We start from the raw sequence: 17,421 nt of genomic DNA on the forward strand, positions 1-17,421 counted from the left end.
GAATTTTGTCATGAAAAGAAAACTGATTCTAGTATTAAAAACATTTATATTTCTGATACTTCTGGCCGGTGCGCTTGTGACGGTTATGCTGGTCACAGAGCGCAAAACCAGCTACATGAAAAATAAGGACTTTTTCGAAGAGGCAAAGAAGGACCATCTGGATGTGCTTTTCATTGGATCCTCGCATGTGATAAACGGCATAAATCCCATTGATTTATATGAGAAATATGGAATAACTTCTTACAATCTCGGTGGACACGGAAGCCTTCTAAAAGAAAGTTACTGGCAGCTTATCAGGGCACTTGATTACTGTAAGCCGGATTACGTAGTGATTGACTGTTTCATGATGGACAGAAACTATGAATATATAGATGAGATGTACGAGGAGACTCCTGAGGAATTCAGACAGGCTGCAATAAGCCAGTTGCACCTCAATATGGATGCATATCCGCTAAGCAAGCTTAAGATGGCAGCAGTAAAGGACCTTGTACATGACCCTGAGATACAGAAGCAATATCTGTTTGATTTTATTGTGTATCACAATAGGTGGAATGAGCTTGAACAGAAGGATTTCCAGAAGCTGACAGGCACATCTGAATACAACATGCTTATGGGTGCTGAAATGAAGCATGAGCTTGAGGGAGATATTACTTATAACTATGAGTATGACAATGAGGCAAGACTCCCTGAACATACGGTATGTGAAGAGTACCTCATGAAAATAATTGATGAGTGTCAAAGAGACGGCATAGGAATTGTTCTTACATTCCTTCCCTTTGCAGGAGAGCCTCAGGATTTTCAGTCTGCCAATTCCGCTGCGGATATAGCAGCGGCTTATGGTGTGCCTTACATCAATATGCTGCAGATGGGAGATATTATAGATCCCAGAGTTGACCTAAGTGACCCTGGGCATCTCTCCTCAACAGGTGCTAGAAAGGTTACTGACTATCTGGGAAAATGGCTGGCGGATAATGCTGATCTTCCGGATCACAGGGGAGATACTGAATATTCAAAGTGGGATAAGCTGGCAGCAGATTATAATAAAGAGATAAGGGATAAATCAGTCAGATACAGGCAGCTTTCAACTCAGCTTAATATGCTGTCACTTGGAGAAACAAGTCTGATCTTATATCTTACGGATGAGTCGCCTGCGCTGCAGGATCCCTGGTTTAGACATATAGTATCTAATCTTTCGGGAAGCGATAAAATCCAGGAGGCAGCATATAATCATCAGCAGTATTTTCTTCTTATCGACAGGGCTTCAGGGGGGATTTATGAGGCTGTTGATTACGAGCCTATAGAGAATATGCAAACAGCAATGGGAGAAATGACATATATTCCTATTGAGAAAAAGTTCCGTTTATTGTATCTTACATCAGATGAGAATAATAATTTTTTATATGATGACGATCATTTAAAAGATGATGTTCAACTCATAACTTATGATAGTGACAGTGGAGAGATGCTGTCACACATATATTGTGAGTCATCTCACAATTATGAGATTGAAGAGTAAAGGATTTCTGCTTTTGCAACTAATGTGGGAATCCGGCCGATAAGGCGAGAAAGAGAGGTTTTTATGAATAAAATATGTATAGTAGGAATAGCAGGCGGTTCAGCTTCAGGAAAGACAACCATCGTTAACAGGATAAGAGAACAGTTTGGCGATGATATTGTAGTGATCAGTCATGATTCATACTATAAGGCACATAATGACCTTTCATATGATGAGAGATCAAGACTTAATTACGATCATCCATCATCCTTTGATACCGAGCTTCTTATCAGAGATGTAATGAAACTCAAAAATGGCGAGGAAGTTGACATCCCTGTCTACGATTATGCGATCCATAACAGATCGGATCAGACAGTTCATGTTGTTCCAAAGCCCGTAATTCTGCTTGAAGGTATCCTGATACTTGAGAATAAGCAGCTTAGAGATCTGATGGATGTAAAGGTATTCGTTGATACCGACGCTGATGAGAGACTTATGCGCCGTATCAGAAGGGATACTATTGAACGTGCCAGAAGTGTGGCTTCAGTGCTCACTCAGTATTCAGAGACTGTTAAGCCTATGCATGAGCAGTTTGTAGAGCCCAGTAAAAAGTATGCCGATCTTATTATTCCCCGAGGCGGAGAGAATCTTACCGGAATTAACATCTTTACAGAGCACCTGAAGGCTATGCTGCGTGAGGAGGTCAACTGAGTATGATGGTGTTATCTGCTCTTGCTCTGATTTTATGGCTTTTTGTTGTTCCTATGGGGATGGGACTTTTGCTGCAAAGGCTTCTTCCCACTACAAAAAAGACTATAGGAATTAATTTTTTATGTGGATATATTTTGTCATTCGCCGTTTTTGAGGTTATAGCTATATGGTGCATGATAAAGATACCTTATGGTGCTTTCAGAAAGTGTACCATCGCTTTTGCAAGTATAGAAGGCATACTTGCAATAATGGGATATGCACTTAAGATTTGGGAGATCCAGAGAGAATATGATAAGAACAGCAATCTGTTTTATTTGATTTTTCCGGGGGATCAGAGATCAAAGCCTGAAGCATTGATTAGCCCCAGAACAGATGTCAGAGCGATGAAATATCAGTATACAAGGGAGAGCCTTATTTACTGGGGGATATTTGCTGTGATATTGATATTCCAGCTGGTAATGGCAACCATCAAGGCTCCTTTTGATGGGGATGATTCCTACTATGTTGTTGAGTCACTTCTTGCACAGCAGGCGGATGTAATGAATACCATCGACCCTTACACAGGAATCTCAACAGTTCTGAATGTCAGGCATGCCATGGCTGTTTTCCCTCTTTGGATAGCTTTTATAGCTAAGATTAGCGGCATTCATGCTACGATAGTTTCGCATACAGTAATGCCCCTTTTGCTTATTCCCATGGTATATCTTATTTACCTTGAAATCGGGCGAATTCTCCTTGGAGTACGTCAGGATATGATTCCTGTTTATATGATATTTATTTCTCTTATCGCCATGTTTGGGAATACATCACTTTATACATCGGAGACTTTCCTTATGATGAGAACCTGGCAGGGTAAATCCATGGTGGCAAACTTTATCATTCCCTTTGTGGTATGGCTGTTTTTGTGGATGTTTGATGACTGCAGAAAGCCCGGATTTTTATGGAATGAAGAGACTGCAGGTGGAGCTAGGATTGTAAGAAACAGTGCCTGGGTCATATTGTTTTTACTTAATATGGCTGCGGGTATAATGAGCTCAATGGGCATTGTTTTCGGGACTGCGTTGGCTGGATTGCTTTCATTTATGCTGCTTGTTTACACCAGAGATTTTAAGATTATTCCCAAGGCTGCGTTGTCAGTGATTCCCACGGGAATATATCTTCTCATATATTATTCTATAGGAAAACTTTGATATAAAGCGATGCATGATCACATAGTATGAGTTCTTGAATCTTTGATTCAAGATGTCATACTTGGTGATTTCATAGGAGACTTTTATGTACGGAATTTTCATGGAGTGTTGGGTTATCTTTAAGCAATATGGCGGAAACGGATACCTTCTTGCTCTTTTTGTAGTATCTCTGCTCTATCTTTTGATAGCAGAAAAAGATAACAGAAAGAGGCTTGTAATTGCGGCTGCTCCTCTTATTATTCTTTTTGGATTCTTTATTCCATATACCAGAATTGCCTATGTGGCGGTTATTCATGACGGCGGTGATACTTATTACAGACTGATGTGGATGATTCCAATCGGATCCTGCATAGCATATGCCGGTTGTAAGCTTTTTATGGAACATAAGAGAATTGGACTTGCTGTAGTAAGCGCGCTGATAATATTATGTGGAAGTAATGTCTATAAAAATCAGTATATGTACAAAGCAGAAAATGCCTATCATATACCTCAGATTGTAATAGATGTTTGTGATGTGATAAGACCTGATGAGACGGAACCCAGGGTGAGAGCAGTCTTTCCATCCGAACTTCTGCAGTTTGTAAGGCAGTACGATACCAATATTCTCATGCCATACGGCAGAGAGATGGTGGTACCCCAGTGGGACTACTACAATGCGGTACATGAAGTTTTTGAAAAGCCCGCAGTTATTAATGCAGAGAAGCTTCTTGAAGCTACAAGGCAGACTCAGTGCAGATACATAGTTATGCACGAGGGCAGGGATATTGATGTGGCTCTGGATAAAATGGGGCTGATTTTGGTTGATAATGTAGGCGGCTACAATATTTATGAGGACCCTGAGTTTGTTCAGTGAGCAGGGTAACAGAATAATATGACATTTAATTCGTACTCATTCATTTTCATATTTTTGCCTGTATTCCTATCCGGAGTGTGGGCGATACAGCGCTTTTATCCGAACAGCGGATTTAAGGATAGGCTGATAAAACTGTGGCTGATAGCAATGTCAGCCTTTTTTTTCGTGGGATACGGGAGATTCAGTATTCTGATATTTTGCGCAAGCATTGTTTGGAACGCTCTGTTTTCATACCTTGTCTCCGGAAGTAAGGGTGCTGACAGTGTAGGAGATAAAACTAATTCGAAGATATTTTTACTGAAAACAGTGGCTATTATAGGCGATGTCATTTTACTATGCTTTTTTAAGTACTTTAATAAGGGAGCAATGCCTATAGCTATAAGTTTTTATACTTTTTCGCAGATAATGTATGTGGCAGATCTTAATGAGGATCATGATTTTGATTTTGTTGATTATCTTTGCTATATCACCTTTTTCCCTAAAATCCTGCAGGGCCCTATTGCACAGCACAAGAACATAGAGGATGGTATCGGAAGGCTTTCTTCCTCGCGGATCAATACAGCAGATCTTTCTGCAGGAATGATGCTTTTTACTCTTGGTTTATTTAAAAAGGTCATTCTGGCTGACGTTTTGGGAAAGGCTGTGGATTTTGGATATCAGGGGCTGTCCGGACTTACAGGTTTGGATGCTGTGATTCTTGCTGTATCATATTCATTCCAGCTGTACTTTGATTTTAGCGGTTACTGTGATATGGCAGAGGGTGTGTGCAGGATGCTGGGGATGGAGCTTACAAGGAATTTCGATGCCCCGTACACAGCCGGAAATATCGCTGAGTTTTGGGATAGATGGCATATTTCACTTACAAAGTTTTTTACAAAATATATCTATATACCGCTGGGAGGCAGCAGAAGAGGTGTCGCAAGGACCTATGCCAACATTTTGATAGTGTTTTTTATAAGCGGATTATGGCATGGTACGGGACTGAATTTTATCATTTGGGGTATGATGCATGGAATATTGATGGTTATAACAAGGCTTGCCGGCGGTAAGTCAAAGGAGATAAAGAAGAATCCCGTCAAGGTATTCCTTACCTTTTCTTATGTGACGGCAGCCTGGGTGTTCTTTAGAGCACCCGGTATTTATGAGGCTATGACTGTACTTGGCAGAGTATTTGATCCCGGGGCATACAACGGACTGCACATCTCCATAAAGTTTGCGGAATGCTTCATGGTTGATGAGATATGGTATATTTTCAAAGTTACACCCATACCCGGATGGAATAAGAGTAACTATATTTGTATGTGGATAATTCTTGTTATGTCTGCACTTTTGATATTTAGTGGGAAAACAGCCCGCAAGATTGCTCAAAAGAGCTATGACATTATCTCAAGTGGAGATGAAAAAAAGAAATTTGGAAAAGCAGTTGTTCCTGTGCTGTACGGAATTATATTTGTGTGGGGAGTGCTTAGCCTTGGCGGAGTAAGTACCTTCCTTTATGTGAATTTCTAAAAACTTTTGAGGAAATATTACTATGAGTTTTGGTAATAAAAGCGGTGACAATTTTATAAAGCGCTTTATCTGCGTGGTGGTTGTGGTTTTGCTTTTGGTGTCGGTACTTGTTATCTATGTTGACCCTTTTTTTCATTATCATGAACCGCTTAAGGGATTCCCTTACATTGTTGACAATCAGCTTTCGCAGAATCCCGGTATGGCTACAAGGATGGACTATGACAGCTGTATTATCGGCTCATCAATGACAGTCAATTTTCATACAGATGATTTTAAGGAGCTTATGGGACTTAATACCTTAAAGCTTTCATACAGCGGAGCATATCCAAAGGATGATTATAATATCCTTAGTATAGTGTTTGACAAGAATACCCCGGCAAGAAAAAAGAACCCTGTTAAGGCAGTCTTTTTGGGGCTGGATATTCCTACACTTACGGCTGAGCCTGATGAGATAAAATACGAGCTTCCGATGTATCTGTATGATGATAATCCGATCAATGATGTGAAATATCTGTGGAACAAGGATGTTTTACTTGAATATATTTTAAAGCCTATAATCCAGAAAAAAGGGACAAATCTCTCAGAAGTATATGCCAGCTGGTGGACGGAGGACTATTACAATATTTCCTATGTCCTCCACGGCTACGAGGCGCCTGAACCGGTGGAAGAGAAGATGGACGCGGAGCTCCTTATTCCAAAGACAAAGGAAAATCTTGATATCAATATCCTGCCTTTTATCAAGGAGAATCCGGATACGCAATTTTATATATTCTTCCCTCCCTACAGTATTCTCTATTGGAATAATGTCCTTACTGAGAATCATCTGGATGCAACGATGAATCAGTATAAATTTGCGGCTAGTGAGCTTTTGCAGTATGATAATGTGCATCTGTTTTATTTTCAGAATATGGAAGAAGTCATAACAGATTTAAATAATTATGCGGATTATACCCACTATAATCCAAGGATCAACAGGTATATGACAGAGTGCTTTGCAAGTGGGGAGCATGAAGTAAAGAGCACTGATGAATTTGAAAAAGAGCTCGAAGAGATGAGACGGATAATATTTGAGTTCGACTTCGAGGAGCTGTTTTCAAAAGAGTATTAAAGTGAGGTTTATATGGCAAATTTCAGATCAGATATGAAACGTAAGAAAAAGGATAAAGGGAGCGGAATACCCGGATGGGTCCATCTTATTGTGCTGGGACTGATAGCTGCGCTCATCGGCTTTGGTGTATTTAAACTTCTTAAATGGAATGAAGGTAAGGATTTGGAGCAGGTGGAGCTGGAGCTTTCGGAGTACGAGGTAGAGATCGAGGATCAGATATTCCTCCTGCCTGCAGAGAAAAAGGCCGGTCACGAGGATGATGGTAAAGAGACAATTCTTGTTCTTGGAAATGATTCGATTACTTATGATATGTCAGATGACGGAGTATGTTCACAGATAGCAAAGGCAACGGGAGCGGATGTAATAAATGCCGGATTTGGCGGCAGTACACTTGCGCTTTCACATCCCGAAGGCGAAGAGGATCCGATGGATAAGCTGAGCTTTTACAATACCGTAAAGGCTATTACCGGTGGCAATTGCCAGGAATTGCTTGATGCGGGATATGCTCTTTCAGATCAGACAATACAGCAGCACGCTCAGTCACTTATCGATCTGGATATGAACAGTGTGGATACACTTGTTGTTTATTATGATGCCAATGATTATATAAAGCTTCGTCCCGGAATGAACCCCGGCAATAAGCAGGATCCCATGACCTATATGGGTGCTCTTGATTCAGGAATCAAAATGATTCAGGAGAAATATCCTTTTATCAGAATAGTGTGTATGTCATTTACTTTCTGCTATGCCTATGATCAGGATGGTGTTTTGAAAAATGGTGACATGGTGGATTTCGGAAATGGAAGACTTACAACATATCGCCAGCATATGATAGATGTATGCGGCGAAACAGGCGTATCCTTCATTGATAACTATTACGGAACAATTGATGAGAGCAACAGCGCCGAGTACCTGCTTGATAATATCCATACTAATAAAAGCGCCAATAAGCATATGGCAGACCATTTTGCCAATGCTATATATAACAGGTGAGGGTGAATATGAAAAAAATATCGCCGTTAAGTATATTGGCACTTCAGGGTGCGGTGCTGATATATTCCTTAACTACAGTAATAAGTAAGTTTGTATCAAACTATAAATTTTTATCAAAAGAATTTCTTTTATTATATTTTTTGGATTTTGCGGTACTGGGGATATATGCTGTTATCTGGCAGCAGCTCCTCAAGAGATTTGAGCTTAGTATAGCCTATGCCAATAAGGCAATGACTTTATTGTGGTCACTGCTTTGGAGTGTAACGCTTTTTCATGAAGGAGTAACAATGCCTAAGGTAATAGGAGTGCTGCTTGTGATAGCAGGGACGATTATTCTTAATTCTCCTAATGATGCGCTGGGTGATACAGAAGTAGCTGACGACTCCCAAACTGATGAAGAAGAGGAAGATGATTCAATTGATGTACCTGAGCCGGAAAGCAACATGAAGGGAGGAAGCCTATGATTCCCTTTATAATATTAGCTCTTTTTGGACAGCTGCTGGCATCGGTATCACAGATTCTACTAAAGAAGAGCTCGGGCAGAGAATATCCGAATTTTATCAGACAGTATTTAAATGTCCTTGTGATTGGGGGCTATGGACTTCTGGTGATATCCATGTTTGTGGCAATTGTCTGCTATGGGCACATGCCATACATGTACGTGGTCATAATGGAGCCTGTAGGATATATTCTTGTTATGTTTCTTAGCAGATTCGTATTTAAGGAGCAGATCACCAGGAATAAGATTATGGGCATGCTGCTCATACTTAGCGGCATACTGATTTTTTACCTGATTTAATGTCACAATTTTATTTATTTGCATTAATCTCTTTAAACAGTTAGAATACATTAGAGATTTTGTAAAAGAAACCATATTAATTTGTTTTCGGAGGTTTTATGAGAACTTATCTTGTTACAGGCGGCGCCGGATTTATCGGTTCCAACTACATTCATTACATGTTTAAAAAGTATGATAACGAAATTCGTATTATAAATGTCGATGCGCTTACATACGCAGGTAACCTTGAGAATCTCAAAGATGTTGAAGGCAGAGATAACTATACATTTGTAAAGGCTAACATCTGCGACAGAGACGCTATCAATAAGATTTTCGAGGAGAATGACATTGACCGTGTTGTTCACTTTGCAGCAGAGAGCCATGTAGACAGATCAATCGTTAATCCTGAGATCTTTGTTGAGACAAACGTACTTGGAACAGCTACAATGCTTAATGCAGCTAAGAAGGCATGGGAGCTTCCTGACGGTTCATTTAAAGAGGGAAAGAAGTTCCTTCATGTAAGTACAGATGAGGTTTACGGCTCACTTCCCGAGGATCCTGATGCATATTTCTATGAGACAACACCTTATGATCCTCACAGCCCTTACTCAGCAAGTAAGGCAAGCTCAGATATGCTGGTTAAGGCTTATATGGATACTTACAAGTTCCCTGCAAATATCACAAACTGCTCAAATAACTACGGCCCTTACCAGTTCCCTGAGAAGCTGATTCCTCTCATGATTCACAATGCTCTTGAAGGAAAAGCACTTCCTGTTTACGGTGATGGTAAGAACGTTCGTGACTGGCTCTATGTTGAGGATCATGCCAAGGCAATCGATATGGTTCAGGAAAAGGGCAGACTTTTTGAGACCTACAATATCGGTGGTCACAATGAGAAGCAGAACATTGAAATAGTTGAGACAATAATAGATGTTTTGAGAGAATCTCTTGATGATTCAGATCCCAGAAAGGCTAAGGTTACAAGAGACCTTATCACTTATGTAGAGGACAGAAAGGGTCATGACCGTCGCTACGCTATCGCTCCTGATAAGATCAAGAAGGAGATTGGATGGGAGCCTGAGACCATGTTCAAAGAAGGCATAAGAAAGACAATCAAGTGGTTCTTTGCACATGAGGACTGGATGGAGCATGTAACCAGCGGAGACTATGAGAAATACTACGAGAAGATGTATAGTAGTAAACTTTAATTCAAACTAAGATATTACAATAACAGGAGAGCTTCGGTAAGGCTTTTTACCGGGCTCTCTATTGTTGCGTTATAGAGAATCTCATGCAAGACAGCACACTAATACATGAGAGTGGAGAAAAGATGAGTAAAATTTCAATTGTTGTACCTGTCTATTACAATTCGGATACACTGGAGATGCTCTACGAGGATATGAAAGAGAAAATCCTTGGAAAGCTGGGAGACTACGAGATAGTTTTTGTTGATGACGGTTCCGGGGATAATTCCTGGGAGATAATGAACAAAATTGCCGCCAGAGATGAAAATGTTGTTTGCACAAGACTTTCAAGAAATTTTGGAGAGCATGCTGCAATCCTGGCAGGGCTTTCTGTATGCACAGGAGACTGCGCTGTTACAAAGCAGGCCGATCTTCAGGAAGATTCGACACTTATTCTGGATCTGTATGAAAAGTGGAAGGAAGGTAATAAGGTTGTTCTTGCCATAAGAGCTGAGCGCGATGAGGGCGCGGTTAAGAAGTTTTTTGCAGGAATGTATTACTGGCTTGTCAGAAAGACCATAAATAAGGATATGCCACAAGGGGGATGCGATTGCTATCTGCTGGACAGACAGGCAATAAAAGTAATTCAGCTCATGGATGAGAAAAATTCATCTCTGACCTTGCAGGTAATGTGGATCGGTTTTAAATCCGCCAAGGTATATTTTCACAGGAAAGACAGAACTGTAGGCAAATCCAGATGGACCTTTGCCAAGAAATATAAGCTTGTTGTGGATTCTATGATGAGTTTTTCTTATTTCCCGATCAGGGCAATCAGTGTAATAGGAACGCTAGTGGCACTTGCTTCGTTTGTGGGAATAATCGGGGCTATTATTGAGAAGCTCACGGTCGGTACGCCGATTGCGGGATATGCGTCACTTATGTGCGTTGTACTTTTTGCTACAGGACTTATTATGGTGACACTTGGTATACTGGGTGAATACCTGTGGCGTGTGCTTGATGCGTCAAGGTCCAGGCCACCTTTTATCATAGATGAGGTTCGTAAAAAAGATTAATAGTACATGCTAAAACAAACAAATGATGGACTGTTGATTTTTGTGTTATAGTATAGAGTGGTGTAGGCTTTCTGCATCATTATAAAAATAAATGGTTTTTGATTATTTTTGGAGGTAAATCCATGAAGGGAATTATACTAGCCGGTGGTTCCGGTACCAGACTTTATCCACTTACAAGAGCAATCTCAAAGCAGATCATGCCTGTTTATGACAAGCCGATGATTTATTATCCGCTTTCAACTCTTATGCTGGCAGGCATCAGGGATGTACTTATTATTTCAACCCCCAGAGATCTGCCTATTTTTGAGGAACTCTTTGGAACAGGCGAACAGCTGGGAATGTCATTTTCATATGCCGTTCAGGAACAACCCAGAGGACTTGCAGATGCTTTTATCATCGGAGCTGATTTCATCGGCAATGACAGCGTGGCACTTGTTCTTGGTGATAATATTTTCTACGGCCAGAGTTTCAGTAAACTTCTTAAGGAGGTTGCTGCAAGAGATAAGGGAGCAACTATTTTCGGATATTATGTTCGCGATCCCAGAGAGTATGGTGTTGTAGAGTTTGATGAGAATGGTAAGGCTATTTCCATAGAGGAAAAGCCGGAGCATCCCAAGAGCAATTATGCAGTTCCCGGACTTTATTTCTATGATAATGATGTCATTGAAATTGCAAAAAATGTTAAGCCTTCAGCAAGAGGAGAGATAGAGATTACAAGTGTTAACAACGAATATCTTCGCAGAGGCGAGCTTCGTGTTGAGACAATGGGACGAGGCTTTGCGTGGCTTGATACAGGTAATCATGATTCACTTCTTGATGCTGCTGACTTTGTCTGCGCGTTCCAGAAGAGACAGGGACTTTATGTTTCATGTATAGAAGAGATCGCTTATAAGAGAGGCTTTATCAACAAGGAACAGCTTCTTAAGCTGGCTGAGCCCCTTATGAAGACCGATTACGGCAAATATCTTGTTGAGGTAGCAAATGGACTCTAAGACATTCAGATTGTCTATATTGGCTATAATTACCACTATTGTTCTTATAGGAGTGGTGGTTTATGCTGCAAACAGAGATACAATAAATTCATATTTCGGCAGAGATAAAGCTCCTGAGACAGAAGTAGCTGTTTCTGAAGGAGAGACAGTGGGAACTGAGTTTGGAGAACAGATTGGAGATAACCTGAAGGGTTTTCTTACTGCCGGTGATTTTTTTGATAAAAGTGAGCAGAGACCTTCTGTAGTTGTGGTAGTCGATAATGTACCGGTACCTGCAAATGCGGAGAAGACGGATGATGGCAATACGGTGAACAGTGACAGTCCTGGAACGGACGGAGCGCCTTTGGGCGGTGAGAGACTGGTGCCGGATGAGCACGGTATGCTGCATGAAGTCCCGGAAGTATCAGAAGGAAATGCAAATTAATTTTGGAGGAATATATTAAAAATGGGTCAGTTAAATGTAGAGACATGCGAGATTGAAGGACTTAAGGTAATCACACCTCAGGTTTTTGGAGATGAGAGAGGTTATTTCATGGAAACCTACTCTAGGAGAGATTTTGAGAAGATTGGTATTGATATGGAGTTCGTCCAGGATAACCAGTCTGCATCAAAAAAAGGTGTGCTTAGAGGTCTTCATTTTCAGAAAAACTTCCCTCAGGATAAACTTGTAAGATGTATTAATGGTGAGGTTTTTGACGTCGCAGTGGATCTTCGCGAGGGCTCAGCTACTTTTGGAAAATGGTTTGGCGTTGTGCTTTCAGCAGAAAATAAGAAGCAGTTCTTTATCCCCAAGGGATTTGCACACGGATTTCTCGTTCTTTCCGATTATGCTGAATTTGCTTATAAATGTACTGATTTCTATCATCCCGATGATGAGGGAGGAATTCTGTTTAAGGATCCCGAGATAGGCGTTGAATGGCCTTATGAGAATGAGGCAGAGCTTACACTGTCAGATAAGGATACTAAGTGGGGAACACTTTCCGAATACAAAAAAGAGCACGGAGTTAAGTAATGGCAAGGGAAAAGACAGATAAACTGCCTTTTATAAGCGAACTTCCTAAACAGGTTGGATTGGGAATCTTCTATGCAATAGCGATTGTACTTATGCTTGTTATTGTTCTGCATACTAATGTTCTTGCAGATCCTCATACAGAGATGCTTAAGAAGATATGTGCATGTATTCTTATAGTTATGTCGATGATCCTGGTCACAGCCTGGTATGATAAGCTTATGGTTTTGCCTGTTGAGTTGTATAATTCCAGGAAGCTTATTCGAAGACTGGCGGTTAATGATTTTAAAAAGAGATATGCCGGCTCTTATATGGGCGTTGTGTGGGCACTGGTTCAACCGGTGGTCACTGTTTTGATGTATTGGTTTGTGTTTGACAAGATTCTTAAGACTAAGTCTCAGATGGTTGCAGGGGGTGTGGATGTTCCCTATGTTTTATTTTTGACCACCGGACTTGTACCCTGGTTCTTCTTTAATGAGGCTTTGATGAACGGCACAACCTCACTGTTGGAATACAACTATCTTGTTAAGAAAGTTCTGTTTAAAATCAGTATTCTGCCTTTGATCAAGGTAATAGCAGCTCTGTTTATTCATGTATTCTTCGCACTTGTCATGATTGCGGTTTCATGCATGTATGGCTATTATCCGACTATATATACGATTCAGATCTTTTACTATGCAATCTGTGAATTTATTTTAGTTCTATCCATATGTTACACGACCTGTGCTGTGGTTGTGTTTTTCAGAGATCTGACACAGATTCTCGCCATAGTGCTTCAGGTTGGACAGTGGGCTACGCCTATTTTGTGGGACATAAATATGCTTCCTGACAATTTGAAATGGATCATTAAGCTTAATCCCATGACTTATATTGTCAATGGTTATCGCAACGCAATGTATGGGAATGAGTGGTTCTTTGAGCACTTTTATTCCAGCACGTATTTTTGGATAGTTGTTGTTGCTCTGTTCTGCATCGGATCGCTCATTTTCAAGCGTTCTAAAACACATTTTGCGGATGTACTTTGATATTATCTGCCAGGAAAGATTGGTTTATGGATAAAGACGTAGCGATTCAGGTCCGGGACCTGACGAAAATGTACAAGTTGTATAATAAAAATTCCGACAGATTAAAGGATGCCCTTGGACTTCTCAGGGGAAGCGGATATACAGAGCATTTGGCTTTGAATCATGTTAATCTGACGGTTAAAAAAGGCGAGACCATAGGAATTATTGGTACAAACGGATCCGGTAAATCTACTATACTTAAGATAATCACCGGAGTTCTTTCGCCAACTTCCGGCTCTGTGGAAGTTGATGGCCATATATCTGCACTGCTTGAGCTGGGTGCGGGATTTAATATGGAGTACAATGGAATTGACAATATTTTCCTGAACGGCATGATGATTGGCTTTTCTGAAGAAGAAATCAAGGCCAGAATGGATTCAATTCTGGAATTTGCTGATATAGGAGATTATGTTTATCAGCCTGTAAAGACATATTCAAGCGGTATGTTCGTAAGACTTGCATTTGCAGTGGCAATAAACATAGATCCAGAGATTCTTATTGTAGATGAAGCTCTTTCTGTCGGGGATGTATTTTTCCAGGCCAAGTGCTATCACAAATTTGAAGAGTTTAAGAAGCAGGGCAAGACCATACTTTTTGTATCACATGATCTTTCGACCATAAGCAGATATTGTGACAGGGCTGTTCTTCTTAATCAGGGAGTTATCCTCGGAGAGGGAACACCCAAGAAGATGATAGATATATATAAACAGGTACTGGTGGGACAATATCCCCTTCCCGAGAATGATTTTAAATCTCTCCTGGAGGATGAGGACATAAGAGAAGCTGCAGGGAAAAAGGCAGACGGCAAGAAGGAAGAGACCGGTGAAGAAAAGAAAAACGATAATGCCGGCGCAGAGGAAAATCCTGACCTTTTGGAATATGGTAATAATGCGGCTAAGATCACTGAATTTTATGCCACAGATTCGAAAGGGCTAAGGTCAAATTCAGTTATAAAGGGAACAGAGTTCACAATTCATATGAAAGTAAAGTTCCTTAGAGATATAAATGCTCCGATTTTTGCTTATACTATTAAGAACATAATGGGTATAGAGATTACCGGAACGAATTCAATGGTTGAGAAAGCTTTTTTGGAGCCTGTTAAAGCAGGTGATGAGAAAGAGATTACCTTCAGGCAGAGAATGCTTCTGCAAGGTGGAGAATACCTGGTGTCCTTCGGGGTAACAGGTTTTGAGCAGGATGACTTTGTTGTGTATCACCGTTTGTATGATGCGCTAAATATCACGGTGGTTTCTGATAAGAATACCGTGGGATATGTGGATATGGAATCGACTGTTAGTGTAACGGATGCTGAAAAGGATTAAGACATGCAGGAAGAAGTATTTATTGGAAATGTAAAACTGAATTTCAAGCACTACGCGGGACTCGATCTTTACAGTGATGGACCGATTGAGAAGGAAATCTTTGAAATCGTCAGAAAGCATAAGAAGGAAGAGTACCCTGAAATTATCGAGAAAAAGGCAAGCTGGCCGATTCTTTATCACCTTTCAGAGCTCAGAAGTAACATTGTTGAATGGATACCTATGACAGGTAAGGAAAAGGTTCTTGAGGTGGGTGCCGGCTGCGGCGCCATTACAGGCATGCTCTCAGAAAAAGCAGGTGAGGTTATAGCCTGTGATCTTTCAAGACGTAGGAGTGAGATTAATGCTACAAGAAACTCTGAATGTGACAATGTGACTATACATGTGGGAAATTTCAGAGACATTGAGCCTGATCTTCCTTCGGATTTCGATTTTATTTTTCTTATAGGTGTATTTGAGTACGGACAGGGTTACATTGGTACGGAGAATCCTTATGAGAATTTTCTTTCCATGCTTAAAAAGCATTTGAAAAAAGATGGAAGAATTGTTATAGCAATTGAAAACCGTATTGGCCTTAAGTATTTTGCCGGTGCAGCAGAGGATCACCTGGGCGGATATTTTGATGGTATAGAGGGATATTCCAAGGATTCTGTTGCAAGAACATTCACAAGAAGTGGGCTTATAAGAATATTTAAAAAATGCGGAATGAATGACTACCATTTCTACTATCCTTACCCGGACTATAAGCTGATGACAGCGCTTCATTCAGATAAATATCTGCCTGCTTACGGCGAGCTTCAGGATAATGTCAAGAATTACGACAGGGACAGACTCCTATTGTTTAACGAGAAGAGGGCATATGAGTGTCTTATAAATGACGGAATGTATGCAGACTTCGCTAATTCCTTTGAGGTCATTTTAGGACCAGGATTTGATACCGTTTACTGCAAGTACTCAAATGACCGCGCTGACGAATTCAAGATCAGAACTGATATTACAGTGGATAAGCTGGGAAGGAAGCTGATAAAAAAATATCCTCTTACCGAGGCAGCTGAAGACCATATCTTTGGAATGCAGGATGCTTACTATGCCCTGCGTGAGAGATATAGGGGAGGAGATCTTGAAGTAAATGACTGCCAGCTTGATGAAAAGTCAAGATGTGCAATGTTTTCATATGTAAACGGTATACCGCTTACTGCACTGTTTGATGCATGCCTTGAATCCGATGACATGGATTCCTTCAACGCACTGTTTAGAGAGTACATGAGGAGGATTGGATACCGTCCGGATTATCCGGTTACGGACTATGATCTTATTTTCTCCAATATTCTTGTAAACGGTCCGATATGGACAATAATAGATTATGAGTGGACTTATGGAAAATGTATTCCGCCAAAGGAAATAGCTTTCAGAGCGCTTTACAGCTACATGCTCGAAGACAGGAGCAGAGAGAAGCTTGATGTTAAGGCTCTCTACGAAAAAATAGAGCTGACTGAGGAGGACATTAAGGGACTCCTAAGTGAAGAGGCTGATTTTCAGAAATATGTTACAGGTCGCAGGAAATCTTCTGTAGAGCTTTGGAAAATGATAGGCAGAACGGCAATCGTTCCCAAGGAACTTGCTGGATCTTCAGAGACTGCAAGAAGCGCAGAAGAAATCCAGATTTATGTTGATGAAGGTGACGGATACAGCGAAGATGATTCAATTTTCCCTGATGAGACATACGATGACCACAATATTGTAACTCTGGATATAGAGTGTAATGATAATGTGCAGAATGTGCGTATAGATCCTGCTTTTGCGAGCTGCATAGTTACAATAAAGCAGGTTATATGGAATAATATATCTGTTGAGGAGGGTGAGACATATATATCCATACATCCCAACGGATCATGGCTTTCTGAGGACAGTATAGTATTCGGCACGGATGATCCAAACATTGAGTTTGGATTTGCTGATGACAGAATCGAGAAAAAGCGCGAGAATCATCTTAAGATCACAATGATGACGACGCTTATTCCAAAGGAAACAGCCACTACACTTGAGGATTCACTCAGAGTAGGTCAGAGCGATACCACGGAGGAGAAGGGAGAGTTCCTGGAGAAGATAAAGAGGAAACTGCTTCCCAAATAAAGGCACTGAA

Annotated in this window: 17 protein-coding genes; all 17 read left to right on the forward strand. The window is 40.7% G+C overall.

Annotated features, from left to right (window positions below; genetic code table 11):
- The first annotated feature begins 10 nt into the window (after nucleotides 1–10).
- The 17 genes from ACHCNF_RS12255 to ACHCNF_RS12335 all read left to right on the forward strand — a co-directional run bounded on the left by ACHCNF_RS12255 (nucleotide 11) and on the right by ACHCNF_RS12335 (nucleotide 17,411).
- Nucleotides 11–1,516: a hypothetical protein gene (locus ACHCNF_RS12255; RefSeq protein WP_408070075.1), complete on the forward strand. Its 1,506-nt coding sequence runs from the start codon at nucleotides 11–13 to the stop codon at nucleotides 1,514–1,516.
- 63 nt (nucleotides 1,517–1,579) lie between these two features.
- Nucleotides 1,580–2,206, forward strand: a complete 627-nt coding sequence (gene udk / locus ACHCNF_RS12260) for a uridine kinase (RefSeq protein WP_408070076.1) — start codon at nucleotides 1,580–1,582, stop codon at nucleotides 2,204–2,206.
- 2 nt (nucleotides 2,207–2,208) lie between these two features.
- Nucleotides 2,209–3,396 carry a DUF6077 domain-containing protein gene (locus ACHCNF_RS12265; RefSeq protein WP_408070077.1) on the forward strand — a complete coding sequence of 396 codons (1,188 nt, stop codon included), beginning with the start codon at nucleotides 2,209–2,211 and terminating at the stop codon, nucleotides 3,394–3,396.
- An 85-nt stretch (nucleotides 3,397–3,481) separates the two neighbouring features.
- Nucleotides 3,482–4,249: a hypothetical protein gene (locus tag ACHCNF_RS12270; RefSeq protein WP_408070078.1), complete on the forward strand. Its 768-nt coding sequence runs from the start codon at nucleotides 3,482–3,484 to the stop codon at nucleotides 4,247–4,249.
- Nucleotides 4,250–4,267: 18 nt separating this feature from the next.
- On the forward strand, nucleotides 4,268–5,758 hold the full coding sequence (locus tag ACHCNF_RS12275) for an MBOAT family O-acyltransferase (protein ID WP_408070079.1): 1,491 nt from the start codon (nucleotides 4,268–4,270) through the stop codon (nucleotides 5,756–5,758).
- A gap of 22 nt (nucleotides 5,759–5,780) precedes the next feature.
- Nucleotides 5,781–6,866: a hypothetical protein gene (locus ACHCNF_RS12280; protein ID WP_408070080.1), complete on the forward strand. Its 1,086-nt coding sequence runs from the start codon at nucleotides 5,781–5,783 to the stop codon at nucleotides 6,864–6,866.
- Nucleotides 6,867–6,878: 12 nt separating this feature from the next.
- Nucleotides 6,879–7,859 (forward strand): SGNH/GDSL hydrolase family protein, encoded by a 981-nt coding sequence (locus tag ACHCNF_RS12285; RefSeq protein WP_408070081.1) that lies wholly within the window; start codon nucleotides 6,879–6,881, stop codon nucleotides 7,857–7,859.
- 8 nt (nucleotides 7,860–7,867) lie between these two features.
- Entirely contained in the window at nucleotides 7,868–8,323 is a 456-nt protein-coding gene (locus ACHCNF_RS12290; RefSeq protein ID WP_408070082.1) for a DMT family transporter, read from the forward strand.
- Nucleotides 8,320–8,658, forward strand: coding sequence for a multidrug ABC transporter (locus ACHCNF_RS12295; protein WP_408070083.1), 339 nt, complete (start codon nucleotides 8,320–8,322; stop codon nucleotides 8,656–8,658). The genes ACHCNF_RS12290 and ACHCNF_RS12295 overlap by 4 nt, the downstream gene beginning before the upstream one ends.
- 98 nt (nucleotides 8,659–8,756) lie before the next feature.
- Entirely contained in the window at nucleotides 8,757–9,845 is a 1,089-nt protein-coding gene (gene rfbB, locus ACHCNF_RS12300) for a dTDP-glucose 4,6-dehydratase (RefSeq protein WP_408070084.1), read from the forward strand.
- A gap of 122 nt (nucleotides 9,846–9,967) precedes the next feature.
- Nucleotides 9,968–10,894 (forward strand): glycosyltransferase family 2 protein, encoded by a 927-nt coding sequence (locus ACHCNF_RS12305; protein ID WP_408070085.1) that lies wholly within the window; start codon nucleotides 9,968–9,970, stop codon nucleotides 10,892–10,894.
- 122 nt (nucleotides 10,895–11,016) lie between these two features.
- On the forward strand, nucleotides 11,017–11,886 hold the full coding sequence (gene rfbA, locus ACHCNF_RS12310; protein ID WP_408070086.1) for a glucose-1-phosphate thymidylyltransferase RfbA: 870 nt from the start codon (nucleotides 11,017–11,019) through the stop codon (nucleotides 11,884–11,886).
- Entirely contained in the window at nucleotides 11,876–12,310 is a 435-nt protein-coding gene (locus ACHCNF_RS12315) for a hypothetical protein (protein ID WP_408070087.1), read from the forward strand. The genes rfbA and ACHCNF_RS12315 overlap by 11 nt, the downstream gene beginning before the upstream one ends.
- A 21-nt stretch (nucleotides 12,311–12,331) precedes the next feature.
- Entirely contained in the window at nucleotides 12,332–12,898 is a 567-nt protein-coding gene (rfbC, locus tag ACHCNF_RS12320) for a dTDP-4-dehydrorhamnose 3,5-epimerase (RefSeq protein ID WP_408070088.1), read from the forward strand.
- On the forward strand, nucleotides 12,898–13,920 hold the full coding sequence (locus tag ACHCNF_RS12325) for an ABC transporter permease (RefSeq protein WP_408070089.1): 1,023 nt from the start codon (nucleotides 12,898–12,900) through the stop codon (nucleotides 13,918–13,920). Before rfbC ends, ACHCNF_RS12325 begins: the two co-directional genes overlap by 1 nt.
- Before the next feature lie 26 nt (nucleotides 13,921–13,946).
- Nucleotides 13,947–15,281: an ABC transporter ATP-binding protein gene (locus tag ACHCNF_RS12330; RefSeq protein WP_408070090.1), complete on the forward strand. Its 1,335-nt coding sequence runs from the start codon at nucleotides 13,947–13,949 to the stop codon at nucleotides 15,279–15,281.
- Between the two features lie 3 nt (nucleotides 15,282–15,284).
- Complete coding sequence (locus ACHCNF_RS12335) at nucleotides 15,285–17,411, forward strand: class I SAM-dependent methyltransferase (RefSeq protein WP_408070091.1); 2,127 nt, start codon at nucleotides 15,285–15,287, stop codon at nucleotides 17,409–17,411.
- Nucleotides 17,412–17,421: the final 10 nt, after the last annotated feature.

Origin of the sequence: Butyrivibrio sp. NATIVEDY162, assembly GCF_045999815.1 — a bacterium.
In the GTDB taxonomy this organism is placed as follows: Bacteria; Bacillota; Clostridia; order Lachnospirales; family Lachnospiraceae; genus Butyrivibrio.

Excerpts from the sequence above, each read along its gene's own strand:
- ACHCNF_RS12255 (WP_408070075.1), top strand. The coding sequence starts at position 11 with ATGAAAAGAAAACTGATTCTAGTATTAAAAACATTTATATTTCTGATA.
- udk (WP_408070076.1), top strand. The coding sequence starts at position 1,580 with ATGAATAAAATATGTATAGTAGGAATAGCAGGCGGTTCAGCTTCAGGA.
- ACHCNF_RS12265 (WP_408070077.1), top strand. The coding sequence starts at position 2,209 with ATGATGGTGTTATCTGCTCTTGCTCTGATTTTATGGCTTTTTGTTGTT.
- ACHCNF_RS12270 (WP_408070078.1), top strand. The coding sequence starts at position 3,482 with ATGTACGGAATTTTCATGGAGTGTTGGGTTATCTTTAAGCAATATGGC.
- ACHCNF_RS12275 (WP_408070079.1), top strand. The coding sequence starts at position 4,268 with ATGACATTTAATTCGTACTCATTCATTTTCATATTTTTGCCTGTATTC.
- ACHCNF_RS12280 (WP_408070080.1), top strand. The coding sequence starts at position 5,781 with ATGAGTTTTGGTAATAAAAGCGGTGACAATTTTATAAAGCGCTTTATC.
- ACHCNF_RS12285 (WP_408070081.1), top strand. The coding sequence starts at position 6,879 with ATGGCAAATTTCAGATCAGATATGAAACGTAAGAAAAAGGATAAAGGG.
- ACHCNF_RS12290 (WP_408070082.1), top strand. The coding sequence starts at position 7,868 with ATGAAAAAAATATCGCCGTTAAGTATATTGGCACTTCAGGGTGCGGTG.
- ACHCNF_RS12295 (WP_408070083.1), top strand. The coding sequence starts at position 8,320 with ATGATTCCCTTTATAATATTAGCTCTTTTTGGACAGCTGCTGGCATCG.
- rfbB (WP_408070084.1), top strand. The coding sequence starts at position 8,757 with ATGAGAACTTATCTTGTTACAGGCGGCGCCGGATTTATCGGTTCCAAC.
- ACHCNF_RS12305 (WP_408070085.1), top strand. The coding sequence starts at position 9,968 with ATGAGTAAAATTTCAATTGTTGTACCTGTCTATTACAATTCGGATACA.
- rfbA (WP_408070086.1), top strand. The coding sequence starts at position 11,017 with ATGAAGGGAATTATACTAGCCGGTGGTTCCGGTACCAGACTTTATCCA.
- ACHCNF_RS12315 (WP_408070087.1), top strand. The coding sequence starts at position 11,876 with ATGGACTCTAAGACATTCAGATTGTCTATATTGGCTATAATTACCACT.
- rfbC (WP_408070088.1), top strand. The coding sequence starts at position 12,332 with ATGGGTCAGTTAAATGTAGAGACATGCGAGATTGAAGGACTTAAGGTA.
- ACHCNF_RS12325 (WP_408070089.1), top strand. The coding sequence starts at position 12,898 with ATGGCAAGGGAAAAGACAGATAAACTGCCTTTTATAAGCGAACTTCCT.
- ACHCNF_RS12330 (WP_408070090.1), top strand. The coding sequence starts at position 13,947 with ATGGATAAAGACGTAGCGATTCAGGTCCGGGACCTGACGAAAATGTAC.
- ACHCNF_RS12335 (WP_408070091.1), top strand. The coding sequence starts at position 15,285 with ATGCAGGAAGAAGTATTTATTGGAAATGTAAAACTGAATTTCAAGCAC.